Source organism: Prosthecobacter sp. GW821-HT29F12, from assembly GCF_058803405.1.
Genome location: NZ_CM179517.1, coordinates 524,484 through 549,636, shown reverse-complemented (window position 1 = coordinate 549,636; position 25,153 = coordinate 524,484). Strand labels below are relative to the sequence as shown.

The 25,153-nt window shown below is 60.5% G+C and carries 21 protein-coding genes; 8 read left to right on the top strand and 13 right to left on the bottom strand.

Going from position 1 to position 25,153, the window contains the following annotated elements:
* Positions 1–115: 115 nt before the first annotated feature.
* The 10 genes from AC3RLQ_RS02215 to AC3RLQ_RS02170 form a co-directional block, all read right to left on the bottom strand.
* A complete protein-coding gene (locus tag AC3RLQ_RS02215) occupies positions 116–517 on the bottom strand; it encodes a GxxExxY protein (protein WP_493033920.1) in 402 nt (133 codons plus the stop codon).
* Positions 514–2,706 carry a sulfatase-like hydrolase/transferase gene (locus AC3RLQ_RS02210; RefSeq protein ID WP_493033918.1) on the bottom strand — a complete coding sequence of 731 codons (2,193 nt, stop codon included), beginning with the start codon at positions 2,704–2,706 and terminating at the stop codon, positions 514–516. The genes AC3RLQ_RS02215 and AC3RLQ_RS02210 overlap by 4 nt, the downstream gene beginning before the upstream one ends.
* A gap of 234 nt (positions 2,707–2,940) precedes the next feature.
* On the bottom strand, positions 2,941–3,540 hold the full coding sequence (locus tag AC3RLQ_RS02205; protein ID WP_493033916.1) for a L,D-transpeptidase family protein: 600 nt from the start codon (positions 3,538–3,540) through the stop codon (positions 2,941–2,943).
* A gap of 363 nt (positions 3,541–3,903) precedes the next feature.
* Positions 3,904–6,720 (bottom strand): ATP-binding protein, encoded by a 2,817-nt coding sequence (locus AC3RLQ_RS02200; protein WP_493033914.1) that lies wholly within the window; start codon positions 6,718–6,720, stop codon positions 3,904–3,906.
* On the bottom strand, positions 6,717–7,196 hold the full coding sequence (locus AC3RLQ_RS02195) for a response regulator (protein WP_493033912.1): 480 nt from the start codon (positions 7,194–7,196) through the stop codon (positions 6,717–6,719). The genes AC3RLQ_RS02200 and AC3RLQ_RS02195 overlap by 4 nt, the downstream gene beginning before the upstream one ends.
* A 38-nt stretch (positions 7,197–7,234) precedes the next feature.
* On the bottom strand, positions 7,235–9,409 hold the full coding sequence (locus tag AC3RLQ_RS02190; RefSeq protein WP_493033910.1) for a GspE/PulE family protein: 2,175 nt from the start codon (positions 9,407–9,409) through the stop codon (positions 7,235–7,237).
* Between the two features lie 18 nt (positions 9,410–9,427).
* The gene (locus AC3RLQ_RS02185; protein WP_493033908.1) at positions 9,428–9,952 is read right to left on the bottom strand and encodes a type IV pilin protein; all 525 of its coding nucleotides are present in this window, start codon (positions 9,950–9,952) and stop codon (positions 9,428–9,430) included.
* Between the two features lie 11 nt (positions 9,953–9,963).
* Positions 9,964–10,368, bottom strand: a complete 405-nt coding sequence (locus AC3RLQ_RS02180) for a type II secretion system protein (RefSeq protein ID WP_493033906.1) — start codon at positions 10,366–10,368, stop codon at positions 9,964–9,966.
* A 24-nt stretch (positions 10,369–10,392) separates the two neighbouring features.
* The gene (locus AC3RLQ_RS02175) at positions 10,393–10,875 is read right to left on the bottom strand and encodes a type II secretion system protein (RefSeq protein ID WP_493033904.1); all 483 of its coding nucleotides are present in this window, start codon (positions 10,873–10,875) and stop codon (positions 10,393–10,395) included.
* 123 nt (positions 10,876–10,998) lie between these two features.
* On the bottom strand, positions 10,999–11,394 hold the full coding sequence (locus AC3RLQ_RS02170) for a prepilin-type N-terminal cleavage/methylation domain-containing protein (protein WP_493033902.1): 396 nt from the start codon (positions 11,392–11,394) through the stop codon (positions 10,999–11,001).
* Positions 11,395–11,934: 540 nt separating this feature from the next.
* Here AC3RLQ_RS02170 and AC3RLQ_RS02165 point away from each other — a divergent pair.
* The gene (locus AC3RLQ_RS02165) at positions 11,935–12,372 is read left to right on the top strand and encodes a rhodanese-like domain-containing protein (protein WP_493033900.1); all 438 of its coding nucleotides are present in this window, start codon (positions 11,935–11,937) and stop codon (positions 12,370–12,372) included.
* A 4-nt stretch (positions 12,373–12,376) separates the two neighbouring features.
* On the opposite strand, the gene AC3RLQ_RS02160 is transcribed toward AC3RLQ_RS02165, so the two are convergent.
* Together AC3RLQ_RS02160 and AC3RLQ_RS02155 are read right to left on the bottom strand one after the other, a co-directional pair.
* Positions 12,377–13,225: an MBL fold metallo-hydrolase gene (locus AC3RLQ_RS02160; protein WP_493033898.1), complete on the bottom strand. Its 849-nt coding sequence runs from the start codon at positions 13,223–13,225 to the stop codon at positions 12,377–12,379.
* On the bottom strand, positions 13,222–14,604 hold the full coding sequence (locus AC3RLQ_RS02155; RefSeq protein ID WP_493033896.1) for an NAD(+)/NADH kinase: 1,383 nt from the start codon (positions 14,602–14,604) through the stop codon (positions 13,222–13,224). Before AC3RLQ_RS02155 ends, AC3RLQ_RS02160 begins: the two co-directional genes overlap by 4 nt.
* A gap of 193 nt (positions 14,605–14,797) precedes the next feature.
* Here AC3RLQ_RS02155 and AC3RLQ_RS02150 point away from each other — a divergent pair, with 193 nt between their 5' ends.
* From AC3RLQ_RS02150 to AC3RLQ_RS02120, 7 genes are all read left to right on the top strand, one after another.
* Positions 14,798–16,027 (top strand): hypothetical protein, encoded by a 1,230-nt coding sequence (locus AC3RLQ_RS02150; protein ID WP_493033894.1) that lies wholly within the window; start codon positions 14,798–14,800, stop codon positions 16,025–16,027.
* Between the two features lie 81 nt (positions 16,028–16,108).
* Positions 16,109–16,648: an RrF2 family transcriptional regulator gene (locus AC3RLQ_RS02145; protein ID WP_493033892.1), complete on the top strand. Its 540-nt coding sequence runs from the start codon at positions 16,109–16,111 to the stop codon at positions 16,646–16,648.
* A gap of 609 nt (positions 16,649–17,257) precedes the next feature.
* Positions 17,258–21,586 carry a Verru_Chthon cassette protein A gene (gene vccA, locus AC3RLQ_RS02140; RefSeq protein ID WP_493033890.1) on the top strand — a complete coding sequence of 1,443 codons (4,329 nt, stop codon included), beginning with the start codon at positions 17,258–17,260 and terminating at the stop codon, positions 21,584–21,586.
* 26 nt (positions 21,587–21,612) lie between these two features.
* Positions 21,613–22,098 carry a Verru_Chthon cassette protein B gene (gene vccB, locus AC3RLQ_RS02135; RefSeq protein WP_493033888.1) on the top strand — a complete coding sequence of 162 codons (486 nt, stop codon included), beginning with the start codon at positions 21,613–21,615 and terminating at the stop codon, positions 22,096–22,098.
* Positions 22,095–23,198, top strand: coding sequence for a Verru_Chthon cassette protein C (gene vccC / locus AC3RLQ_RS02130; protein WP_493033886.1), 1,104 nt, complete (start codon positions 22,095–22,097; stop codon positions 23,196–23,198). Before vccB ends, vccC begins: the two co-directional genes overlap by 4 nt.
* 15 nt (positions 23,199–23,213) lie before the next feature.
* Positions 23,214–23,828 (top strand): Verru_Chthon cassette protein D, encoded by a 615-nt coding sequence (gene vccD / locus AC3RLQ_RS02125; RefSeq protein ID WP_493033884.1) that lies wholly within the window; start codon positions 23,214–23,216, stop codon positions 23,826–23,828.
* A gap of 239 nt (positions 23,829–24,067) precedes the next feature.
* Positions 24,068–24,682: an autotransporter-associated beta strand repeat-containing protein gene (locus tag AC3RLQ_RS02120; RefSeq protein WP_493033882.1), complete on the top strand. Its 615-nt coding sequence runs from the start codon at positions 24,068–24,070 to the stop codon at positions 24,680–24,682.
* 2 nt (positions 24,683–24,684) lie between these two features.
* Here AC3RLQ_RS02120 and AC3RLQ_RS02115 read toward each other — a convergent pair whose 3' ends face one another.
* Positions 24,685–25,092 carry a hypothetical protein gene (locus AC3RLQ_RS02115; protein ID WP_493033880.1) on the bottom strand — a complete coding sequence of 136 codons (408 nt, stop codon included), beginning with the start codon at positions 25,090–25,092 and terminating at the stop codon, positions 24,685–24,687.
* Between the last annotated feature and the right edge of the window lie 61 nt (positions 25,093–25,153).

The window sequence follows — 25,153 nt, the reverse complement described above, 5'->3', positions numbered from 1 at the left end:
GCATAATGCTTATGCCCTCTTGGCGGGTTAACCCCGACCTAAACAGCCCCAGCCCAGCCTGTAAGAGAAGCCTCCAACTCCTGCTTCCCCAGCCTTTTTCCGGTCCGTCAGCTCTTCAGCCTCCCTTGTCACTCTCCGCCCGCCTCTTCACCGTGATCTGATGAATTCCCTTCCGCAGCGTCGCCACGTTGAAATTGACGATCAGCCCGGTTTGGTAGTGTCCCAGCCTCACCTTGGACTCCAATTCCTGCTGCTGCAGCCGCGTGATCTCCTCCTGGGAGCGCACCAGCAGCAGCAGTGAATCACCCACCACAAAGTCCAGCCGCGTCGCAGTCTGCACCAAGCGGCCATGGTAGTTGAACTCCAGCGGCACATGGCGTTTGAAATCAAACTCCAGCTCACGCAGCTCGATGGCCAGGCACTCTTCATAGGCGTCCTGTGTCAGCCCGGGCCCCAGGGCACGATGCACGTTCATGCAGGCCCCGATGACAAGATGCGGCAGATCAGCGGCGTTCATGGCGCAGTCGGCTGCAGCGTGTCTTCTCCCAGAATGCCGTAGATCTCCGCCGTGGTGCTCTGCTTGTGCGTGGTCAGCCACTGGTCCATGGCAGCAGAAAGCCGCGCCTTCACCTCGGGATAGCGCGCCTTCAAATCACGCTCGCAGTGCGGATCTTCGCGCAGATCAAACAGGCGCTCGATCGAATGGTTCACCCCGGGAGTCCTGATGTATTTAAAGCGCTCCGTGCGCACGCAGTGCTCCTTCGTTTTCAGCACCGCGTCCTGAAACTTCTCTTTGAGCACAAAGTGAAAGTCAAAGTCCGGATCAATGAACGTGGTCTCATCCATCGGCGGAATGAACAGCGGCTCCTCCCCCGGAATCGTGCGGCGGAAAAAGAGGTAGCTGGTTTCACCGAAGTAAGCCAGCCCCAGACTCTTCTTCTCCCCACGGATCAGCGGCGCCAGGCTCGCGCCTTCAAACCGCGGCTGCGCAGGCACACCCACGAGGTCCAGCAGGGTGGGTGCAAAGTCTAGCGTGCGCGCCAGCTGTGCATGCCGCTGCGGCTTTTCCAGACCAGGGATGTGGAAAATCGCCGGCACATGATTGGCCTGATCCCCGCCATTGAAGGTGGTGCCGTGGCCAAAGGTACAGTTCGGCTCAAAGAGATCATCCCCATGGTCTCCGGTGACCAGGATGATCGTGTCATCCAGCAGCCCTTGCTTTTCCAGTTCGGCCACCACACGGCCCACCGAATCGTCAAACATGCGCACGCAGCCGTCATACAGCGCGGTGATCTGCTCCACCTCCTTGCGCGGCAGCTTGCTCCACTTTTCGTTGATGTCCGTGCCACCGATGAACTCGTCCACGTTCAGCGCCAGCTCATGTTTGTGCGGACCGTCATACTTCGGGTCCGTCCACATCTTCGCGTAATGCGTGGGCGTCTTGTATGGGAGATGCGTGCAGGAGTAGTAACCAAAGAGCAGGAACGGCTGCCGGTCCCCCGCACGCTGCTTGATGCGGTCGATCACCTGGTCCGTCACCACCTCCGGCGTCATGTAGTTCGCGAACGACTTGAGCTTGGGAAACAGCATGTGCCCCACGTGATTGTCAAAAAACAGCGGCAGAATCTGATGATGCAAAAAGACCACCTCGCTCATGTACACGCGAAAGTTGTCAAAATCGGAGACAATGATTTTCTCGAAGCCCATCGGCAGCTCGTTGAATCCGCACGCACACCAGTCGCCGATCACCGCCGTGTCATAGCCCTGACGCTTCAGCTCCGCGCCGAGTGAGGGCGCTTCCTGATTCGCCTTGTCCACCATCGCCCGGCTCGGGAACATGTGCCGCACCCCGTGCGTGTGCGGATACTGCGAGGAAAACATGCTCGTGAGCGATTCCAGCGTCGAGGCGATCGGCGTCAGGCAGCGCTCAAAATTCACCCCCTTCGCCGCGATGCGGTCGATGTTCGGCGACGTCAGTCGGTGATACCCATTGCAGGAGAGATGATCCGCACGCAGCGAGTCCGACCCCAGGATGACAATGTTCTTGGGCCTCTTCCTGCCACCCGCCAGCTCCTCCACATCCGGAGTGCGATTCACCCCGTAGCCGCTCACCACAAACAACCCCAGCAAGCCCGCCACCGCCGTGATGCTAAACAGCAGCGGCCTTGCAGCCCGCGTGAACCACAGGCGCAGCTCAAAGAGATAAAAGCCCGCCGCCGCCACCAGAGCCACCAGCGGAAACACCTGCGTGATCATGCCATGCACGGCATCCTGCACGCCCGTGCCACACACCCGTCCCAGCGCATCATACCAGCCCAGCAAATAGCTGTAGTCACCGAAATACGGCTTCTCCAGCATCAGCTTGAAAATGAAAAAGCCATACAGCAGCCCCGCAAAAAGCAGCGTGCGCCACACGACGCCCCAGCGCGCAAAGGTCCGCACCTTGCCCCACAGCCGCACCAGCGGGTAAATGAGCAGCACATACCCGGCGGCCACCAGCAGGTAGCCCTTCAGCACCACCAGATTGCTCCACACCAGGTACCACCAGTGGTGCTGGATGGCCACCTCCGAGAAGCGGTTGTTAAACCCGTACGAGTTGCCCGCAAAGCTCAGGATCGCGCTCAAATACCACGCCAGCAGCGTGCCGAACACAGTCAGCACGACAATTTTCAAAATGTGACGACGTTGCAGGGATGGAGGCGACATGCTGGAGGGGAACCTAAGACTACAACACTATATATGCTGCTCCATCGGTATATCTCAACTCCTCACATCACTCAAGACAGCGTTGCCGAGATAACGTCCCTCCCCTCCGCCACGTCCAGCATCCAGCATCCAGCATCCAGCATCCAGCATCCAGCATCCAGCATCCAGCATCCAGCATCCAGCATCCAGCATCCAGCATCCAGCATCCAGCATCCAGCATCCAGCATCCAGCCTTCACGGCGGCAGCTGATTCGGCGCCGGCAGCTTCCCCTCCACCACATCCACCCGCGCTCCCACCTTCACCCAGTGGCACAGCGCGATGATGTCTGCAGAAGCCATGCGGATGCAGCCATACGAGGCCGGCGTCTTCAGCTTGGCCTCCTCCGGCGTGCCGTGAATGTAGATCGCCCGCTCAAAGGCATGCCGGTTGCGCCACTCCATGCCACGCAGGCGCAGCACGCGGGTCACGATGGCATCACGCCCCGGCGCATCCACCGGCACGATCTCACCAGTCTCCTCCCGGGCCTTCAGCCTCGCCCCCACCGGCAGCCCCTGCCCCACGATGTCCACCACCTCCATCCTTCCCAGCGGAGTCAGGTACGTCCCCCGTTTGTCTCCCGTGCCAAACCGGGAAGTGCTCACCCGAAACAGCCGCCGGGGAGTTTCCCCCTCCATCGTCACCATCATCTGCTCCGCCACACTCACCACCAGCCGCTGTGCCACTGGCACCACCACCTGCGGCGCCTCACCAGCGGCCTGCCGCCGCGCATGCCCGCACGCCACCAGACCCAGCATCAGCCCGGTGAGGTGTACGGCCACTGCGATTCTCTTCATCCGTTCCCACATGGTGTGTCCGTAAAATCAGCAGTCGGTTTCCAGCACGCAGCCCGTTCAATCAGCCCCCGGCAGCCGCAATCCCGTCGTTCTCTCATGCGGATAGTAACGTTCCCGATGCGAACGCGTATGCCCAATTGGGTCAATCCAACGCCAGAAATCATCCACCTTCGCATGGGTTTCATGGGCGCAGCCCACCATCAGGCAGCTTCCCAGCAGGATCATCCAACAACGCATCACATTCATTCCACACCACTCTGAGATAGGCTGCAAAGGGGTTCAAGCATTGCTTATAGCCCCCTGATTTAATCCAGCCCAACCCACAAGCCCGGTGCAAATCAGCACTCTTTTCATCTTCGAGCTCTAAAAGCTCATGGGAATCTGCGAAGCTTCGACCGAAAGCGCAGGCGGGATCACGCGGCGGAAATCGTCGAGTGACACAGGCTTGGTCAGGAAGGCATTCATGCCGCACTCGCGGCACTCCTCTTTGACTCCAGTGAGAGCATGCCCCGTCATGGCGATGATGGCGGGCTGATGTTTGAGCTGGAAGTTGCCGCGAATACGCCGCGTGGCCTCCACTCCGCCCATGACAGGCATCTGCAGGTCCATGAAGACGATGTCGTACCCACCTTGAGCCACCATGCTGACGGCCTCCTCACCGTTGTTGGCGATGTCCATCCTCACATAGCCCAGGCGCTGCAGCAGCATCGAGGCGATCTTCTGATTCAAAGGCTGATCCTCAACCAGCAGAATCTGCGCCGGGTTCTGGCTGGCGAAGTTGTCCGTCTCCGCCTTGGCAGCCTTGGCAATGGCACGGTTCGTGGCTTGAGAGACATGAATGTCATGGCCGCCAGCAGCAGCGCGTGCAGAACCTTGATTTGAAAAAGCCGGAGGCGCGGGCGTCTCCAGTACCGAGGGGGTCTCAAACGTGGAAACCATCTGCGGCTGTCCCATCGGCTGCTGTCCCATCGGCTGCTGTCCCATCGGCTGCTGTCCCATCGGCTGCTGGAAGTAATAAGGCTGCTGCGACTGTTGCACAGGCGTGGTGATCGGGCGCAAGGAGGGCGCTGCCACAGGAGCCGGCACCGTAAGGGGTCTCTCCACGGGTGCGGCCGCAGTGACAATCGGAGAGAGCACCACCCGGCGTGGCATGCGGTACAGCTCTGCCATGGTGCGCAGGAGCTCACGACGTTTGATCGGCTTGGAAAGCCGCGAGTGCCGGCTGCCCGCAGGCGGACTGAAGCGTTCACGATCCAGCTTCGCGCTGGTGATGGACATGATCGTGATGATGGCGGTGCCACGCATGGCGGCCGCATTCAGCATCTGCACGGCCTCCTCATGCTGGAGGCCCGTGACGTCGAGGATGAAAAGGCCCGCTTCTTCGATCACCGCATCAAGCTCCACCAGCGAACGGTCACGCAGCAGCCTCACGGTCATGCCCCATTGCATGAGCGACTGGTTCAGCACCTGCATCGTGGTGGGATGCGCGCTGTACACGGCTACGGGCCGCGCCTTGACACCATCGATCCAGGCCAGTTCTTCCTCACGCGATTCATCATCAGGGGCGACGATGAGCGGCAGTTCGAAGAAGAAGTCAGACCCCTTCCCCTCTTCGCTCACCACGCTGATCTCCCCCTGCATCATCTTGATAAGCTTCTTGGAAATGGCGAGGCCCAACCCCGTGCCGCCGTATTTGCGCGTGGTGGAGGTGTCTGCCTGGTTGAAAGCCTGGAAGAGCTGGCCGATTTTTTCTGGTGGAATGCCGATGCCGGTGTCGCGCACGGAGAAGTGCAGCAGCGTCTTGTCACCCTGCGGTGTCTGGCGTGAGACCTGGCGCACCAGGATCAGGATCTCCCCCTTCTCGGTGAACTTGATGGCGTTGCCCACGAGGTTGACGAGGATTTGTTTGATGCGCTGGAAGTCGCCCAGCACCTTGCGCGGCAGCGCCGCGTCGATGTGGACATTGAGCTCGATGTTCTTCTCCGCCGCTTTGTGGGAGAAGACGTCCGTCGTTTCGCCAAGCAGCTTCTCGATGTCCACCGGCAGCTTTTCCATGTCCATCTTCGCGGACTCCAGCTTGGAGAAGTCGAGGATGTCATTGATGACGTGAAGGAGTGATTCACCGCTGGAGCGGATCATGCGGATCAGCTCCTCCTGCTCGGGATCCAGCCCCATCTCAATGAGCAGGCTGGTGGTGCCGATGATCCCATTCATCGGCGTGCGAATCTCATGACTCATGTTCGCCAGGAAGCTGCCCTTCGCTGCGGTGGCGGTTTCCGCCTGCCGCTTGGCCGCTTCATATTCGACGAGCAGCGTGTGCTTGCGCTGGTCATCTTCCTGCACATGGGAGATCATCGTGTTGAACTCCTCCTGCACGAGGTCCAGGTCATCATTGCCATTGGCGGGAACGCGGACATTGAGATTCCCCGCACGCATCGCACGGAAGGCGTCGATGAGCGCATGCGTCTTCTTCGTGATGCGCCGGCCGATGATGTAAAAGCTGAACACTGCCAGGGCCAGCCCCGCGCAGGCGCCGAGGATGGGCACCGTGAGGCGCTGGGAATTGAAAAGATGCCGCAGCTGCACCAGCGGCTGGCGTGCGATGAATGCGCCCGCCACATGCCCGCTGCGCGAGTACAAAGGCGCGGCGCTGATGAGCCAGTGGTCCCCACCATTGATCTCCAGATCACGACTGTCACTGGTGTCATCCATCACCAGGGTACTGCCTGCCATCACGCGGTAGATGAGATTGCTCACGTGGGCCGGAGAGGGCTCCTCGATGAAACAATTCTGGCAGCCCGGCAGGATGACGATGGGCGGAGACTTCGCCACCGGCGGAGCACCGCCGCCCTCAGACTGGCGCGGTGCCACCACCTCCACCTGCAGACCCAGATTTTGCAGGGCGGGCGGGATCTCCACCGTCTGCAGGCGCATCCGCAGGCGGGTTTCATTCTCCCAGTTCAGCGGGGCCACTCCGGCTATCTCGCTCTCCGTGAGCGCCTGCCGGTTCAGCTCCATCTGGCCCGCCAATGCCACCGCGCCCAGGTAGGAGCTCTGCACGAAACGCAGAGTGATAAACTCCTGCCAGATGAAGCCCGTGGCAGTCGCCCCCGCACCCACCAGCACGGCAAACATGCCGAGCAGTGTAAAGCGGTTGGCGATCTGAAAGTGAAACCTCATGAAGCAGAACCTGATTTGAAGCTCGAGAAACCTGACTCCGCCGCTTCCGAATCCTGCACCATGGCACGACGCACCGCCAGGCACAGGCTTTCAAGATTGAAGGGCTTGTGCAGCACATCCACAAAACCAATCGCCTGGCAAAGATCCTTCACATCCTCCTGGAAGTACCCGCTGCACGCGATGACGGGCAGCCGCGGATCACACGCACGCAGCCAATCCAGCACCTCAAATCCGGAGGCGCCGCCAGGCATCGTGAGATCCAGAATCGCGGCGGTGAATCTCTGCCCCGATTCCATGCCCACGCGCACGAGCTCCAGCGCCTCCTCACCACTGCGGGAGGTGACGGCCTCAAACCCGTGGGCCTCCAGCACGGCCTTTCCCACCGCCAGCACATGGGGTTCGTCATCGATGATCAACACGCGTGCAATGGCACGCGAGGCAAATTCACGAGGCAGAAGCTGGGTGGTCGGGGGCATGGCGTTCAAGAGTTGGCTGGTTGAATAATTTCGCCGGCTTACATCGCGGTGTAGCTGAGGCATTTGATTTCGTCGAGTGAGGTGTGCCCGCCGATGACCTGCTGCAGGCCTTCTTGATAGAGCGAGCGGAAACCATTTTTAAAGGCGGCGGCGCGCATCGCGCTCAGCGGGGCGCCCTCTTCCACGAGGTCGCGCAGTTCATTGTTCACCTCGCACAGCTCCATCAGCGCCACGCGTCCGGCATAGCCTGTGCCATGGCACTCGTCACACCCGCGGGCGGTGTAGATCGGTGTGGTGATCGGCTGGGTGATGACCGCCTGCTTCGCCATCAGGTCCTGCACGTCCGGCGGGGCCTGCATCGGCTGCTTGCAGTAGGTGCACAGGCGGCGCGCCAGACGCTGCGCCTGGCTCAGTGCCAGCGAATCCGCCAGCAGATATTTCTCCACCCCCATCGACAGCAGTCGTGACACCGCGCGCAGGGAGTCATTCGCATGCAGCGTGGTCAGCACCAGATGCCCCGTGAGCGAGGCATTCACCGCCGCTCCCGCCGTTTCCGCATCGCGTGACTCACCGATCAGGATGATGTCAGGGTCGGCACGCAACAGGGAGCGCAGCCCGTTTGCAAAGTCGAGTCCGCGCGCATTGTTCGTCTGCGTCTGATTGATCCCTTCAATTTCGTATTCGATCGGGTCTTCAATCGTCTGAATGTTCACGCTCTCATCGTTCACGCTGTTGAGCAGCGCATACAGCGTGGTCGTTTTACCAGAGCCGGTCGGGCCCGTCACCAGCACCAGCCCCTGGTCGCGCTGCATGGTGCGCGTGAGGATGTCGATCTGGCGCTGCGAGAGATTGAAATCCGAAAGGCGCTTCACCCCGTCCTGCTTGTCCAGGAAACGCATGATCACCTTCTGGAACTCACGCCGCGTCGGCACCGCAGCCACACGAACATCCACCCGCCGCCGGCCGATCGAAAGCGCCATGCGCCCGTCCTGGCACTCCTGCCGGTTCTGGCTCATGCCCGCGTAGTTTTTCAGCAGCGCCACATAGCGGTTGAGCTGGCTCTCCGGCGCGGTCATGATCGTCTTCATCGTGCCGTCCATGCGCGCACGGAAGCGCGTGAAGCTGTAAAATTTCTCCAGGTGCAAGTCGGAGGCGCGGCAGCGGATCGCAGTAAACAGCGCCCACTGCACCAGCTGCTCAGGCTCGTGGTTCGGATTCTGCGGATTGATCCGCGCCATGTCTTCCGGGGAAATTTCCACCACGCTGGCATCATCCGCCACCGAGAGCGTCGTCCCCTCCATCGAAGCCACCGCACTCGGGTCAAAGGTCGCGCCCGCTCGGTTGATCGCCTCACGGATGCTCGCCAGATCCGCCAGCACCGGCACGATCTTCACCGACGGATTGCCCATCGACAGCCACTCGTCCTCAAAGGCGTAGCAGTCGGCGCTCTCACTCAGCAAAAAGACGACCTGTTTGCCGATGTAGAGCGGGTAGACATTGTGCCGCTCCAGCAGCGGGATCGGGAAGAAAGTCTGCCGCTGCGCTTCCGTGGCGCTGTACACCAGCGTTCGGCAGCCGCTCACGAGGTGCTGCAGGGCGATGCCCATGTTGCGCTGCACCACATTGAAATGCGTGACTCCCAGTGTCTCAGTCTTGCCTTTCTGCGCCTCGTAGAAACCCTTCAGCTTCGTGATTTCAGCCGGCTCATAAGGATAACGTTCCAGCAGCCATTGGAAGGTGCCCTCCAGCCCCAGGTCGGCAAACACCGGCGGCTGCAGTTGCTCCATCGCGTTGGACTGGGAGATCGGCATCTGGCCAAAGCGCTGCACCAGATCTTTCCGCGTGTTTTGATACTGGTCCTGGGTGATCAGCACCCGGATCGTGAGGAAGTGCGGCACTCCCCACAAATCTCCCGCCCGTGGGTTGTGGTGCGCCATCACCAGCAGCGGTCCGATGGTGCTCACCGGCAGCCAGGGATCCGCCACATACGGCACCCGGCCAAGCTTCCGGATCAGCCGCTCCGCATCCGGCGAGCAGCTCTCACGCAGCAGCGTCACCGGCAGCATCCCATGCTGCAGCGCCAGCCCCTCAATCGATTGAATGGCAAGGATCGCCGTCTGCCTCGCCTCAACTATCGTGTTTGGCGGATTACTCGCAGCACCAAAGGATTTTGGTGCGAGCGGGTTCGTCGGGATCTGGAGGGTGGCAGCCATGAGTTTTGCTTGGCAGGATCAGCGTCCCGCCGTTTGGAAGTTCGGCGGAAAAACAAATGCCGTGGTGAAGTCCGTACCTTCGAAATTCATCAGAATGCCGGTGCCGCTCTGCCCGGGTTTGAGCAGTTCAAACATGCGCCCCGTCCAGCGCAGACGATGCACAGTGGAGTCACTGGAGGTGACCGGATTGTACCGTGGATCCACATAGGGGGAGCCCGGCTGCGCACGGTTGCTGTTCGGATCACGATATTGCAGCGTGCGCAGAATGACCATCTCATCCGAAACGGACCCGCTCCTGGCATCAAACAGCAGTTCGTAGTTCTGCTGCGCGAAACGTGACAGCGCCTGGTTCAGCGTCTCCTGCCGTGACTCGGCCAGTGCGTCTTTGGAACTGCCTAAAAATTGACTGAACGATTGCACCGCAATGCCCGCCAGCACTGACAGAATGCAGATCACCATGACCATTTCCGACATGGAAAACCCACGCTCACTGCCGGCTGGCAGGAAGGTGATGCGCTTTCCTCGATGTAGGGGGAGGGTCATGCCGTGGTGCGTCAGTAATTAATCGTCCCGGTCGGGCTGGTGAGAGTGACCTTGACCATGGACGTGATCGTCGGGGGGAAAGCCACCGAGTAACCGGATGGCAAGTAGAGGCTGAGCGTCGGCTCCGCGAAGCTCAGGTAGTTGCGCAGCAGCTGGTATTTCGCGTCGGGCGTCGAAGCTGCTGTCCATTCCAGCGCAGCCTGGGTCCGGCCTCGCACCTGGATGTAGCTCGCCTGCGCCAGATTCAGCGACTCCGCACGCGCGATGGCCAGATTGCGTTCACTGTCACCCCGCATGCGGGTGACGGACGGGATCGCCATGAAGGCGATGATGCCAATGATCGACACACAGGCCATCATCTCCACCAGCGAGAAACCGCGGCTGAACAAGTGAGATTTGGAAGAGGAGGTGTGCATGGTGAAGCTGAGCGGGAGACCGGTTTATTGATTGACCAGGTCCACATGGGGAAAATCGCCTTGCTGCCAGTCTGGCAGCGTCAGGTACTGCTGCGCATTGTACAAAGCGGCGGTTTGCAGCTGATTGCCATTGGTCGTGTAATCCGTAAAATGATCGGCCGTCGTCTGATCGAGAAAGCCGACGCGCACACTCGGATCTGACGATGTCGAATCGGGTTTCAGGAGCTTGAAACGTTCCTGACTGGAGGGCTTGGAATTATACTCGGCACGCACGCTTTCGAGACCGCGATACTGCGCCGTGCTGCCCACGCGCATCTGCGCCATCACCCAGGCCGTCAGCGCACTCTGCACCGACGCCTGCTGCTGCCGTGCCATGACACGATTAGCGTCGCGTGAGGCATTCGAAATCGCTGCCACCACGATCGATGACATGATGCCGATGATGGCAATCGTGAAGATGGCCTCAACAAAGCTGAATCCTTCCCTTCTCTGTTTGCAAATTGTCATGTTCATAACCAGCGCCGCCTCGTTCCCTTTTGCAAAAAAAACGCCGGGGAGTCACCTCCCCGGCGGACGTGAATCGTCCGAAACTGAGTTCAAACCCCAGTGCCGGGCGCGTCAGCACCAATCTTAGTAAGTGCCTGGATCATACTTGACCTGCTTGTTGGTGTCGTCCCAGGTAAGGTAGGCAGCAACAGCGGCTTCTTCGGTGTCGTTGATCGGACCGGAGGTGAAGGTCTTGCCGGAGAAGGCACCCGTGGCAGGGCTGACGCCGGTCTGTGCCTTGGTCAGGAGGTTTTCCGTGGCCCAGCCCGTGGTGTCAACGCCAGCGGCGATGGCGGCGTTAAGCACGGAGGAGACGGTCTGAGCATTGCGCTTGGCGGCAGCACTCTTCGCGCTGTCGTTCAGGTTGCCGATGTTCGGGATCGCGATAGCGGCGATGATGCCGATGATGGCGATGACGACGAGCATTTCCACGAGGCTGAAGCCAGCTTTGCGGGAGGTGTTGAGCTTGATGTTTTTCATAGTGTGTTGTGTGTGTTTTGGCTGTTGGTCTTGCATTCGAGATGATCAGCTTGTGGAGTTGTTCAGCCTCGAATTATGGAAATTGTAGTTTATCGTGTGGATAACTTCAATAATTATTTTCATATTTTTTACAATTACGACACATCCAATCGCTTCTGTTTCAGTCTTTGCAGTCGTTTTCCCCAGCTAAAGGCTAGGCTTAAGGCCCGATAATTCGCGCCTGTCTTTTTTCGAATGCGGCCAAAGTTTAAAGCTTTTTCCCTTCGAAAAGCACCCAAATCCCCCGTTGTGTGCTCCAATTTCATCCAATCTGGATTTAATTGGCGATTTAATTCTTCTCATAATTCAGGCCTTCTCCTTCCGGCTGCAATTATATGGTTATTATTAATGATTCGTTAAATTTTGAACAAAGCAGATTATCATGAATGGAATTTTCCATACTAGCAATAAGCTAAAGCTTCATCTGCAACCCGCAGTCCACGACCAACTCCGCGACTTCCGCTCGCCAACTCCCCCCAAAGAGGCCAATTTCCATCCTTCATGAATCCTCTTCTCATGCCAGCACTCCTGCTCTTCGGGCTCTGCACCTCTGCCCTCGCAGCCGAGCCCCCTGTCAGCCCCGTGCTGCCACCCGCCGTGGTCGTCCCCCCGGAAATCCATGAGATCGCCCCGGAGCAAGTCGTCCGTCAGCTCGTCGATCACCCGGACACGCTGATCATCGACGTCCGCACCGAGGACGAGCGCCACACCCGCGGCTACATCCTCAATTCACTCAACTACGACTACTTCCACGGCCAGCAGGCCCTCGATGCCATCGCCAAGCTGGACAAAACCAAGCCCTGCATCGTCCACTGCGCCATCGGCGGCCGCGCCCAGTTCATTGCCGTCCAGATGCACCAGCTCGGCTTCAAAAACATCCTCCTCCTCAAAGGCGGCTTCAATGCCTGGACCGCCAGCGGCCAGGCCATCGCCAAATGAGGGCCTATTCCGCCTTCTTCATCTCCAGCCGCTCCCCGCAGCGCATCACGCGGTACGGCTGCTCCAGCCTTTCGCAGGCGCTCACAAATTCGTCCGTGGTTTCCGTGTTAAACTCAAACATGTCGTAGTGGCACGGCACCACCAGCCTTGCCTCCCCCACCTTGGCCAGCGCCGCCGCCTCCGTGCCATTCAGGTTTCCCGCCACCCGCCGCTCCGGCCGGTTCCCATTGATCGGCAGCAGCATCAGATCGCAGGAAAACTGACGCGCCATGCTCACAATGTCATCGTGCCAGAGCGTGTCACCGCTGTGGTAGATCGTAAACGGCCCGCACCTCACCAAAAAACCCGTGCAGTGGCAGTGCTCGTCCTCATCACGGATCACCTCATTGTGCTTCGCAATGACCCCGCGAATTTCCCATTTTCCCTCGAAATACTTGTCCCGGTCCCCCGTGCCGCAGTACGTCACCGCAGCATCTCCCAGCCGCTTCTTCGCCTCGGGAATGACCGGATACGGCACATACAGCCGAAAACCCGGATTCGCCTCGGCCAGCGGCACCAGCGTCGCGCCGTCCAGATGATCCGTATGCACATGGCTGGCCGTCACACGGCTGATCCCCGTCAGGCGTCCCGGGTCGATGCAGCGCTCCGTCATCCTCACATGCGGCTTGTCCGTGGCAGCATACTTTTCCGTCAGTGAATCAGAAAGGTAAGGGTCAAACAGCAGCCGCTCCCCGGCCCACTGCACCAAAAACCCGCTCTGCCCCAGCCACCACACATGCAGCGTGTCCTCGTCCAGCGAAGCCGCCGCCATGTCGGCCAGCAGCGCATCGTCTTTTTGTAACGCTGAGATCATGCGCCGAATTGGATCGCTGCGATTTTTTCCGCCATGTCATGGCTGGCGCAAAACACCAGCTCAGCCGCCGCCGCGCGCGACATCCGCGCATGCAGCGCCACCACGCGCCCCATGCTCAGCCCGTCCACATACGCCTGCACTGGCCGGTGCTTCGGGTCGATGTTCCGGATCTCCACCGTCGTGTCTGGAGAAAGCAGCGCACTGCGCCAGTGCGCCGGCTGCAGCACATTCGAGCCCACAAGTAACCATGCCGGCGTATCCGCCAGCAGCGGTGCCGCCCCCATGCTCCGCGCATACGCCGTCGATCCGGCAGCCGTCGCCACCAGAGCCCCGTCGCACACCAGCTTGGGAATTCGTCGCACGTTATTCACAGTGATTTCCAGCCATGCCGACTGGCTCGTTGCGCGCTCCAGCCACGAGTCATTGAACCCATGCGCCGGATGCCTGCGCCCCTCTTCGTCCTCAAATTCAAGGAAGAGCATGGGCATCTGCCGGAAAATCACATCACTCGGTGGAAACGAATTCGCCGTTACTTGATCCGGACCGTTCAGCAAAAACCCCAGGTGCCCCGCATTGACGCCGAAAAACGGCAGTCTCTTCCGCCAGTGCTCACGGATGCTCCGCAGCATCGCCCCGTCCCCGCCGATCACGTTGATGAAATCCGCCTCCCCCGCCGCCACATGCCTGCCATCCAGCAGCTGGCTCAGCGCAAGCACCCTCGGGTTGTCCACATCCGCCTGCAGGAAAAACTTCGCGTCCTCCAGCGTGCCCCGCGCCCAGTTCCCCGGCACCGGCGCCCGGTACAGGCCGTAGCGCGCCAGGTAGGCCTCCGCCCGTGGCGGCACCAGATCGCGCACGCATTTCCCATGGCTCAAATGCTCGCGGATCTCCGTGCTGGAGCCCTCCACCAAGTGCTCGATCACCTGCGCATGCGGCGGCAGGTCGTCATCGCTCATCGTGTAGCCCGGCCGCTTCAGCACCGCAAAATTCGCCCGCTCCCACAGCTCCAGCCCCTGCGCCCATGTCCGCTGGATCAGCGACTCCCCTTTCGCGCCTCCCGTCACCAGATCCGCCCCCACCACATGCCACAGCTCCCCTTCCGCCTCAAACCGCCGCTGCAGCTCATGATTCCGCGTGAAGGTCTCCTGCTCAAAGTCCGACAGATCCACCGTCACCTTCGGCAGCCCGCCAAAAACAATGTCCGCCAGCGCCGCCCGGTACACCGAAGGCACGCTGTCCGTCTCCGGCTTGTCCGGCCGGGGGCCGCAGGGGATCACCCGCACCTCGTCAAAATCCTGTGCCAGCCGCACGGCGATGGCGGCATGGTGGTTCCCCGGGGGATTGAAGCTGCCTCCAAAAATAGCGATCCGCTTTGGCATGCCCCACCGTGCCAGTGCTCCATGCGAGTGCAAGCAGCCAGAAGCCCTCCTCGCAAAGTCAGCCGGACAGCCGGGCAAATCTTTATTCCCATGTCGTTTTTGCAGCGCACCCATATCGCTGCATGATACTGTGCCGCCTTTTTGCCGCCCTTGCTCGCACGGCAGCTTCCCCTTTGATATTCAACGCCTCACCATGAGACTTTCCCTCCCTTCCCTGCTCCTCTTCACCGCCCTCACTTCCTCCCTGCAGGCAGAGGTCACCTTGGACCCCTGGTCCTACACCGAGACCGATCTTTACCCCAGCGCCATCATCTCCACCGCCACCGTGGATTGGAATGGAGACGACCAGATCGCTGAAGACAAAAAAACCGCTGACGACCCCAAGCCCAGCAAAAAAGAAATCCCCATTTATGGCGACGAAAACGGCTGGCTCGCCGTGGATCTCACCGGCCTCCCCAAAAACGCCCAGGTCGAAGTCACCATCTCCATCGACGGCTTCCTCAAGCCTTCCACCTGGAAAGGCAAAGTCACCCGCATCACCAAAGCCGGCGAGGCCCGCATCTTCCCCAAGGCCCTCTGGGACTACGATGCCCTCCTGAAAGTCCGCCAGCAGCGCCCCATCAACGTCACCTTCCAGGCCACCGTCAATGGCGTCGCCGTCCCCGACGACCACGAAACCTACGTCATGCGCTCCATCAATGACTGCATGTTCTACGTCCTCATGGACGAAGAAGGCGAGGACTTCGACGACTTCTCCTGGCTCTTCGCCGCCTACGTGAATGAAAACCACCCCGAGGTGGACATGATCCTCAAGGAAGCCCTCAAAAGCGGCATCGTCTCCGACTTCTCCGGCTACCAGTCCGACGAGCCCAAAGACGTCATGATGCAGGTCTTCGCCATCTGGAACGCCCTCCAGCGCCGCGGCATCAAATACAGCGATGTCTCCCACACCCTCCCCAGCAAATACGTCGTCAGCCAGACCGTCCGTTTTCTCGATGACTCCGTGCGGGCCACTCAGGCCAACTGCGTGGACGGCTCCGTCCTCATGGCCTCCGTCCTCAGCAAGATCGGCATCACCTCCTACCTCGTCATGGTCCCCGGTCACTGCTTCCTCGCCTTCGACCTCGGCGATGGCGAAGACGCCAAGCGTATCGGCCTCGAAACCACCATGCTCGGCAACGACGAAATCAAGTCCGTCGAAGAAATCGCCAATCTCACTGAGAAAGCCAAGCTCACCGAGTTCAAAGCCTCCTACAAGACCTTCACCAGCGCCGTCAAAATCGGCAACGCCAACCTCAAGAAGTACAAGACCGAGCTCGAAGACGACTCCGAGGACGCCGATCCAGACATCCAGCTCATCTCCATCCCCGACGCCCGCGATCTCGGCATCATGCCAATCGCCACGTCCAGAGATTCCAGGTAGCAAATCGCACCTCCAGTCTCCACAGGTGAAATCAAGTAATCCTACTTGCCCGGTGGGCGTAGCCCTTTCATAATTATTACCATGCGACTGACCAAACGCGGAGAATATGCCTTGCGCACCATGATACGGCTGGGCATTGCCGAGAAACAAAAAGAAGGAGTGATTTCCGTCTCCTCATTGGCGGAGCAGGAGCATCTGCCGTTTAAGTTTCTTGAAGCCATCTTGTTTGAGCTGCGTACAGCCGGCTACGTGGAAAGCACGCGCGGCAAATACGGTGGCACGCGTCTCGCCAAGCCGATGAAATCCATCAAAATGGGCGAAATCGTCCGCCTCATTGATGGCAAGCTTGCACCCATCGGCTGCGCCAGCGAGACGGAGTATGAGAAGTGCACCTGCCCGGACGAGACGCACTGCGGGCTGCGCATGCTCATGATTGATGTCCGCAACGCGATCGCCAACATTCTGGACCGTTACACCTTGGAAAACGTGGTAGAAGTCACCCTGCGCAAACAGGAACAGTGCGCTGCAGCCCCGAAAAAGTCCGCCAAGAAAAAAGCCGGTGCCCGGCATGCCGATCCATCAGACGGCTTCCTGGCCGTGCTGCTGGACTCTGTGGCATAGCCCGGACTGTTTGTGCTAGGCGCAGATTCGCTGAACTCATGCCCTGGCGTGATCAGCGGCTTTAACAACAGCGCCCTTCCGTCTCCCGGGAGTGTTGCTGCCTTCGGCATGTGCCACCGCTCACGGCGCTAAAAAGCAACTTTCACCCGTCCGCACCACCCGCTGCGTCCGAAATCTGCCGGAAGACAAAAGCTTTATATTCCTACTGGACAAGAGTGATATAAAAGCTTAATCTCCCACTAGATAGATATGCTTTAAAACAGCACATCAAAGAACCGATCCGAAAACGGAAGGACTTTTCAAAATGCGCCCGTGTCCGAATCCCCTCCCTGGGAAAGGCCGCGGTCCACTCCACGGAACAAATGAAAAATCCCCTGCATTCAGACTTCACCATTCTCGCTCCACCGCCGGCCATGCTCCGGCCATGCTCCGGCCATGCTCCGGCTTTGTGGATGTCGCTGAGGTGATGCGGTGACGGACTGCCATGCCAGTTCGTCTTTCCTCAGCACCCGTCTGTTCTGCCTCCTTGGCTCCCTCCTTCAGGATCAGCCTCTCCCCGCGCACGCCCTTTTTCCAGGCATCACAGCGCTTCAGCCCCCGCTTCTTCTCATGAAACTTTCTGCTTCCCGCTCCAGCTCCCGCCGCCGTGGCATGGCCTTGGTCATGGTCGTGCTCATGCTTGTGCTCATGCTCACCCTCATGCTCGCCGTGTACTCCATGTCCGGTTCCGAGCTGAAAGGAGCCAATCGTTACGCCAGCGGCCAGCAGGTGCGTCAGTTTGGCGATCTCGCGGTTGACGTGGCCATCGCGCAGTTGCGCAAAGGCACCACGCCGAACGCACAAAACCTAGGCCGTGAGGTCTGGACCTCCCAGCCCGGACTCATCCGCCAGCACGATGCCTCCGGAGATCTGCTCGCTGCTTACAAGCTCTACTCCAGCTCTCAGATGGTCGTGAACGGAGGGACCGATGCAGAAGTCTCCCTGCTCAACGACACTCCGCCCACAAACTGGCAGGAACTCAAGGCACGTTACGTCGATCTAAATCGTCCGATCCACCGCATCGAAACCACCGGCACCACCACGCTGCATTTCCCCATCATCGATCCGCGCGCCATGACCGGGCAGCCTGACACCGTCAGCGGCTTCTCGTATTCAGACAAGCTCGTCAATGGCCGCACCGTCACCGGAGTGAAGACCACCGGCGGAGACAGCCAGCGCCTGCCCATGCCGGTGGAGTGGCTCTATCTGCTGCGTGATGGCACGATGGGCACGCTGGACCTGCAGAACAAATTCGTCGCCTCCGTCGCTCCGACCGCGGACAATCCCATCGTCGGCCGCATCGCCTTCTGGACCGATGACGAGAGCAGCAAGGTGAACATCAACACCGCCTCCGAGCCCACCCCCTGGGCCGTCCCCACCTTCTACCACGAAGACGATGCGGCCTATGCCCGCTACCAGCCTGTGAATGGAGAGCTCCAGCGCTACCCCGGTCATCCCGCCACCACCGCGCTCAGCCCCATTCTCTTTCCCGGCAAAACACTCACCCCTCCAGACAAGGATGTCATCTATCGCCTCACGCCCAAGATCGGCACCGGCGGCTCTGTCAGCGGCACCAAGTCCTTCCAGGACAGCAGCATCGCCCAGATCAAACTCGCTTCCTTTCGCAAAGAGCGGCTCTACGCCAGCCTGGATGAATATCTGCTGCAGGAAAACCGCACAGAAAACAACTTCGGCCTGGGTGTGCAGGCGCGGGACGTCCTGCAGCGGAAAGGCTTCTTCCTCACCGCGCAAAGCCGCTCCCCAGAGTTGAATCTGCACGGCCTCCCCAAGATCGCCCTGTGGCCCGTCAGCTACCGTGGAGCCGATTACGGCACCTCGTATGATCAGCTCATCGCCTTCTGCTCCACCCTGCGCCAGAGCGGCACCGGCGGCCTGCGCAAATACATCTTCCAGCGTGGCAACGCAGACTCCACCACGCAGGACATCCAGCGACCGGAAAACCAGGCCCTGCTGAATTATCTCCACACTCTCCTGCAAAACCCCATGCCCGGCTTCGCCGCCGTGCCCAGCCAGAACTTCTCAGCCAAGTACGGCGATGACCTGCGGCAGATCCTCGTCGAAATCTTCGACTACGTCCGCAGCACCAACCTGCATGACGGCAACATTGTGCAGGACCCCAAGGTCATCACTCCCGGCGTCGATGCCACGCAGAACTTCCTCCTTGGCTACGCTTCCGGTTCATCACGCACGTTTCAGTTCAAGACTTTCACCGACCCACGCTTTTTCCGCGCAGACCCCGACAGCCCGGACGCCAGCGCCTCTGGGCTCGTCGAGGCCCTGGGCTATCCCGGTCACGGCCAGGTCACGCCATCGCAGTGGGTCATCGGCGGCAATACATACCAGGGCATCGGCCGCTTTCCCACCGTCACCGAAGTCGGCCTGCATTTCATCTGCGCCGCGGACAACACCGACGACCCCGCCAACACCTATCCTGAAGTCTATCCCAACATGGGCAGGCCCGGTGGCCGCACCGCGCCCACCATCGATGGTGCCACTCCCCAGGCTCGCTGGTATTCAAACTTCCCCCCGGTGCCCACTCCAAATCCCTTCCGCGGCGAGAAGGCAGACACCAAAACCTGGCCAAAAACCAACGGCTTCCCCTACGGCCCGGACCCCGCGCATCCCGGCTACCAGTCCGTAAACTGGAACTTCCAGCTCAACAAAAACACCCCTCTTCAGCCCGGCATCCGCCGCATCCAGTCACGCCTGCTGCTGGAGTTCTTCGTGCCCGCCGCTGGCTACACCCTGCTCGAACCCGAGTTCACCGTGCTCGTCTCCGGCCTCAAGAAATTCCGTGTCAACGGGCAGCAGCTCTTCCCCAATGACAGCGAGGTCCTCTACACCGGACGCCGTGCCACCAACACCGGCAGCCAGATGACCGGTGGTTACGGCATCGGTCTCAAAGGCGTACTGCGTGGCCGCGAAGCCATCGCGCGCGCGCCGATGACCGCTGACAAAAACTGGGGCAATGCCGACTGGAAGGTCAAACCCTCCACCACCTCCGGCGATGAAGCCAGCGTGCTCAACTACAACCTCATCAGCAACTTCATCGACATCGATGTGGGCCGTGACGGAAGCAAGCCCATGAACTTCTCCCAGGCGGATCTCAGCATCGAAATCTACAGCGGACACCTCTATCGCGTCCCTGCAAGCGGAGACACTCAGGCTGTCCTTGTACAGACCCTCGCCCCCAGCTTCCCTGCTGCCCCTGCCATGCCCGCTCCCACGTTGGTCCGTCAGTCCAACAACGCCATGCCAGCCGCTAACGACAAGCTGGAAGCCCCCGCCTGGTGGACCTTCTACAGCCGGGGCGCCCTCGGCATCAGCCTCACCAAGGCCCAGGAGAACGCCATCCGAAACGATTCCTCAGGCTTTTACAGCAGCTTCACGAAAAACAGCACCGCCCCTCAACGCGGCCGCATGTTCCGGGACAACGTGGCAGCCCGCACCGGCTCACAGCCCGCCCGCGGCGCCTACTTCTTCGGCTTCGATGCCGAGGATTCAGCAGTGCGCCTGTTCAAGCCACAGGTCTCCTCCAGCGTGGCGCAGGCCGAGATCGAAGAAGGCAGCGACGTGGTGCAGACCGTCACCATCAAGCATGGCGACTACCGTCTCACCTCCGCCATGAACGTGGTGGACGCCAGCCAGTGGCAGCCGCATCGCTATTACGGCACGCGCAGGCTCGCCCACAGCTTCACCAATTTCGTTTCCAATCAGCTGCCCGGCTATGACTACGGCACCAAGTCCGACGTCCCCAGCCGTCTCGTCGCCACCAAGGCCGGAGCCACTTATCCAAACACTCGCATTCCGGATCTCCCCTACTTCAACGCCGCCACCACAGCAGCACAGCTCTACGGCGACTTTGACAACGGCCCCGGCCCTGCGCGCGATGGCGCCTACATCAACAAACCCGATGAAGGCAACCTCAACAACGTCGTCAACGGCGTCCCCTACCTCAGTGAATCCAATCAGCACACCACGGCAGACAGCGTCTTCTTCACGCCGAATCGCCTCATCGCCTCTCCCGGTGCGCTCGGCTCTCTGCCCACCGGTGTGAAGTCGGGCAAGCCCTGGCGCACCCTGCACTTCCGCCCGCAGCAGGGTCACCCCGGCGGCCCGTCCAAACTCGGCGGCACCAATCCGCCCGACCATCTGCTGCTCGAATACTTCTGGATGCCCGTCGTGGAGCCCTACGCCATCAGCGAGCCCTTCTCCACCGCCGGCAAGATCAATCTGAACTACCAGATCCTCCCATTCACCAACATCCGCCGCGCCAGCGGCCTCCACGCCCTCCTTGCCAGCGAGCGCATCACCGCCGTGCCCACCAGCGACGCGCCCAACTACAAGGTCTTCCCCAGCAATTCGGATCAAAACACCTTCTGGACCACGGCAGGCGGCCAGCGCTGGCACTACAACATCGACGCGGAAAAGACCCTCGCCCAGTTCGAGCAGCGTTTCAAGGCTGGCAAGATCTTCCTCAGCGCCAGCGAGATCTGCGACGTCCATCTCGTGCCGGATCGTGACGTCGCGGACCACACCCAGATGGAAAGCTTCTGGGCCACCCGCCGGCTCACCGGAGACAACTCCCGCGAGCGCCCCTACACCAATCTCTACCCGCGCATCACCACGCGTTCAAACACCTACCGCGTCCACTACATCGCGCAGATCATCCGCAAGGCACGCTCCACACCGGTCAACACCATCACCGATGGCGACTCCTTTGAGAGCGAGTATCGCGGCTCCGCCGTGGTGGACCGCTTCCTTGATCCCGCGCAGGCGGATCTCCCGGACTTCACCACCAGCACCACCGGTTCTCCCGAGAGTCTCGACAATCACTACCAGTTCCGCGTCCTCGAAAAGCGCAAGTTCGGCAACTGACTCACCCAAAAAACCAAAACAAAAACATGAAAATCCGCACCTCCCGCCTCCTCAAACATTCGCAGGGTTTCTCCCTGGTGGAAGTCACCCTCGCTCTCGCCATCGCCGCTTTTGGCATCACCACCATCATGGGCCTGATCCCTCATGGCGTGACCAACGTCCGCACCGCAGGCGAAATCACCGCCGCCTCGCGCATCTCCCAGCACATTCTCGGTTCACTTGATCAGTCGCAGGCCACTGGTGCGCAGCAGAAGCAGCGCTACTACTTTGACGCCTACGCCGTCCCTGTCGATCCTGCAGGCCGCAACAAGGACGACATCGCCTTCGTTGCCGAGGTCGGCGTTCCTGCCACCGATGTGCTCCTTCCCGGCAACACCGGCACCAACGATGCCTTCCTCCGCCGTGTCACCGTGAAGCTGAAGCAGACACCCGTCGCTGATTTCAATTTCAGCGAAGCCCAGCCGGCCACCTACAAGCTCTACTCCTACGTCGTTGCGAGGACTGGCAAATGAAACCCTCCTTCTTCCATTCACGCCGCAGGCAGGCATTCACTCTCGTGGAGCTCATGGCCTCCATGGTCCTGCTTTCACTGCTCATGATTGCCTGCGTCACGGCACTGGACTCCGTGCGGCGCTCCGTCACCGGCGTGCACAACAAGACCCAGCAGTTTCGTGAAGCACGCCAGGCGTTTGAACTCATCACCAAGACACTTTCCCAGGCCACGCTCAATCCCTACTGGGACTACTATTACAAAGCCACCGGCTCCAATACCGCACCTGCCACCGGTGCCGTCACTCCACCCACCGCCTACATCCGCTTCTCGGAGCTGCAGTTTCAGATCGGCCCGGCCACCACGCTGCTCGGCGGGAAAGCCACTCCTGCCAGCACCCCGGGCCATGCTACTTTTTTTCAGGCCCCTCTGGGGCTGACGCATGATCAAAGCGGTCTCGGCAGCCTGCTCAACGCACGCGGCTACGCCATCCAGTTTGGCGATGACAACACCAACCGCCCGCCCTTTCTCTCCGACTACACCATTCCCGTGCGCTACCGCTACCGCCTTGTGGAATTCCGCCCGCCGTCTGAGCAGGCCGCTCCCTTTCAAGGCAACACCATCTACACGCATCCCACCGACTGGTTCCGCCAGGACCTCGAACAATCCACGCGCATCGTGGCGGAAAACATCATCCTGCTTGTCCTTTCTCCTCGCGTCTCTGCAGAGACCGCCCTCGCCACCAAGAAGACCCCGTATTGGATCGCACCCAGCTACACCTACAATTCCCTCGACGTGAACAATGACACTCCCGCCGTGGAAAAAGTCACTGTCGATGCCGCGGGCAATGCCACACAGGGCACGCAGCACCTCCTGCCGCCGCTCGTGGTCGTCACCATGGTCGCACTGGATGAAACCTCCGCCGCCAAATGGGCGCGGGAGTGCAATCAAACGCCCGTGGATTATCTGGCGCAGGCCGCTGCGCCCTTCACCGATGCCTCCGCCTACGATGCAGATCTCGCCAGCCTGGAGGCGTGGCTCAATCAAAAGCGCCTCAATTACACGGTCTTCTCCAGCACCGTCCCCCTGCGCAATGCCCGCTGGGACTCACGCACTTATTAAATACCAGCACCTCACATGATCCATCGCACCCATCCCAGCCGCCCGGGCTTCACCTTGATTGAACTCATCGTCGTCGTCAGCATCATCACGGTCATCGCCGTGCTCAGCGCGCCCTACATCGCCGGCATGGCCGCCTCGGCGCGTTTGCGCACAGCTTCAGAGGCTGTGCAAAACCGCCTCATGGAGGCCCAGTCCCTCGCCATCCTCTTCAACACCGACGCCGAGCTCCGTGTTTACGAAGCTGCCGATCTCATCGACGGCCGGCCCACGCTGCGGAAGCTGCGCATCCACACCCTGCGCCCGCCGGAAGATGTCACCAACGCCCCTGCCACCGACGTCTTTGAACCCATCGGCGCCGTCACCAGCCTCGATCAGGAAATCGAAATCAGCGCAGACGCCACCCGCTCCTCCATCATCGACCTCGGCTTCCAGCAAAGTGCATCAGACATCTACGGCCGCTACATCGCCCTGCGCTTCCACTCAGACGGCAGCCCCGCTCTTCAGCCTGCCAGGCCGTGGTTCCTTACCCTGCATGAAAAGGACGCGCAACTGCGTGACACGAAGCTCAAAAACTTCGTCACCGTCCAGATTGATGCCGCCACCGGCCACCTCCGCACCTTTCAGCCCTGAGCATTTCAGTCATTACGCCATGCTGCGCCTGCGCGTTGCTCACCTTGTTCAGGACGTGACAGGCGAACTGTGACAAAACAATGACAGAACAATTTTAAAGTCTATTTGACGAATAGTGGTTATAGGCCATTTAATTCCTACCATAAAAGTAGGGCAGCAACACCAGTGCGAACACGATCCAGGGCGCCATCATCAACAACACCGGCGCAGGCACCAGCGGCACAAATGCCGTGGCACTCGTGAAGCAGGACGCAGGCGTGTGGATTCTCGCCGGAGCCAGCACCTACAGCGGCGGCACCACGGTGAGTGGCGGCACCTTGATGGTGAACAACGCGACGGGCTCTGCCACGGGAACGGGCTCCCTCACCATCGCCAGCGGCGGACGCCTCGGTGGCAATGGCACCGCGGGATCGCTTACTGCGGGCGCGGCCCTGACCCAGCAGACAGGCGGAGTGATCTTCGCGGGCCAGAACGGAGTTCAGGATGCACAAACTCTCACGCTGCAGGCCGGCGCGGGCTTCACGCTCAGCGGCAGCATCGACCTCGACATCATCGGCGGCGCGGTGACACTGAGCGGAGCCACGCTCACCATCCACTCAGCGCTGCCGGTCACCAGCGGCACATGGGTGGCAGGATCAACATGGAACCTCATCGACTGGACCTCCGTCTCCGGCACCTTTTCCAGCGTCACCGGCCTGCCGGATCTCAGCAGCCTGGGCCTCGCGTGGGACTGGAGCCAGCTTTACTCCAGCGGCACGCTCAGCGTCGTAGCCGCAGCACCGGAGCCCTCCCGTGCGCTTCTGGCGATGTTCGGGCTGGCCCTGCTGCTGCTGCGCCGGCGGCGCGCAGTGTGAGATCACGCCACGCGGGCCAGCTTGATTTCTGCATGCGGCTGCCGTGCTGTTTTAAACCGCGGGGGCTGATGAATGGCCTGGAAAATTCCAATGCGGGATTCGCTCACCACCACGGCGGTGATCACCGGCTGCGCCAGCAGAGCCAGCGCTGTCTGTATCTGAAGAGCACCCAGATGCAGACCTGTGGAGTCAGCCAGATTGAGACGGCCCGGCATGAGAGTATTCACTGCCTGCTCCTGACGACCACGGGATAAAATGCCCTGCACAGACAGCAGGATCACGCCTCCCAAGGGTTCATCCGGAAGTCGCAGGCTGATATGAACCTGAAGATATTCCTCGGTCATGGTGGCATCCCAGGTTCGTTCGGGAACATCGGCATGAATCTGGAAATCAATTGGGACAGCTGACAAGGCGTGCTCAATGGCAGTACTGAACCTCCCTTTCGGAGCGACTGCATCGGCGTGGTGACGG

Coding starts and splice junctions, on each gene's coding strand:
- AC3RLQ_RS02215 (WP_493033920.1), bottom strand. CDS start 517: ATGAACGCCGCTGATCTGCCGCATCTTGTCATCGGGGCCTGCATGAAC.
- AC3RLQ_RS02210 (WP_493033918.1), bottom strand. CDS start 2,706: ATGTCGCCTCCATCCCTGCAACGTCGTCACATTTTGAAAATTGTCGTG.
- AC3RLQ_RS02205 (WP_493033916.1), bottom strand. CDS start 3,540: ATGAAGAGAATCGCAGTGGCCGTACACCTCACCGGGCTGATGCTGGGT.
- AC3RLQ_RS02200 (WP_493033914.1), bottom strand. CDS start 6,720: ATGAGGTTTCACTTTCAGATCGCCAACCGCTTTACACTGCTCGGCATG.
- AC3RLQ_RS02195 (WP_493033912.1), bottom strand. CDS start 7,196: ATGCCCCCGACCACCCAGCTTCTGCCTCGTGAATTTGCCTCGCGTGCC.
- AC3RLQ_RS02190 (WP_493033910.1), bottom strand. CDS start 9,409: ATGGCTGCCACCCTCCAGATCCCGACGAACCCGCTCGCACCAAAATCC.
- AC3RLQ_RS02185 (WP_493033908.1), bottom strand. CDS start 9,952: ATGACCCTCCCCCTACATCGAGGAAAGCGCATCACCTTCCTGCCAGCC.
- AC3RLQ_RS02180 (WP_493033906.1), bottom strand. CDS start 10,368: ATGCACACCTCCTCTTCCAAATCTCACTTGTTCAGCCGCGGTTTCTCG.
- AC3RLQ_RS02175 (WP_493033904.1), bottom strand. CDS start 10,875: ATGACAATTTGCAAACAGAGAAGGGAAGGATTCAGCTTTGTTGAGGCC.
- AC3RLQ_RS02170 (WP_493033902.1), bottom strand. CDS start 11,394: ATGAAAAACATCAAGCTCAACACCTCCCGCAAAGCTGGCTTCAGCCTC.
- AC3RLQ_RS02165 (WP_493033900.1), top strand. CDS start 11,935: ATGAATCCTCTTCTCATGCCAGCACTCCTGCTCTTCGGGCTCTGCACC.
- AC3RLQ_RS02160 (WP_493033898.1), bottom strand. CDS start 13,225: ATGATCTCAGCGTTACAAAAAGACGATGCGCTGCTGGCCGACATGGCG.
- AC3RLQ_RS02155 (WP_493033896.1), bottom strand. CDS start 14,604: ATGCCAAAGCGGATCGCTATTTTTGGAGGCAGCTTCAATCCCCCGGGG.
- AC3RLQ_RS02150 (WP_493033894.1), top strand. CDS start 14,798: ATGAGACTTTCCCTCCCTTCCCTGCTCCTCTTCACCGCCCTCACTTCC.
- AC3RLQ_RS02145 (WP_493033892.1), top strand. CDS start 16,109: ATGCGACTGACCAAACGCGGAGAATATGCCTTGCGCACCATGATACGG.
- vccA (WP_493033890.1), top strand. CDS start 17,258: ATGAAACTTTCTGCTTCCCGCTCCAGCTCCCGCCGCCGTGGCATGGCC.
- vccB (WP_493033888.1), top strand. CDS start 21,613: ATGAAAATCCGCACCTCCCGCCTCCTCAAACATTCGCAGGGTTTCTCC.
- vccC (WP_493033886.1), top strand. CDS start 22,095: ATGAAACCCTCCTTCTTCCATTCACGCCGCAGGCAGGCATTCACTCTC.
- vccD (WP_493033884.1), top strand. CDS start 23,214: ATGATCCATCGCACCCATCCCAGCCGCCCGGGCTTCACCTTGATTGAA.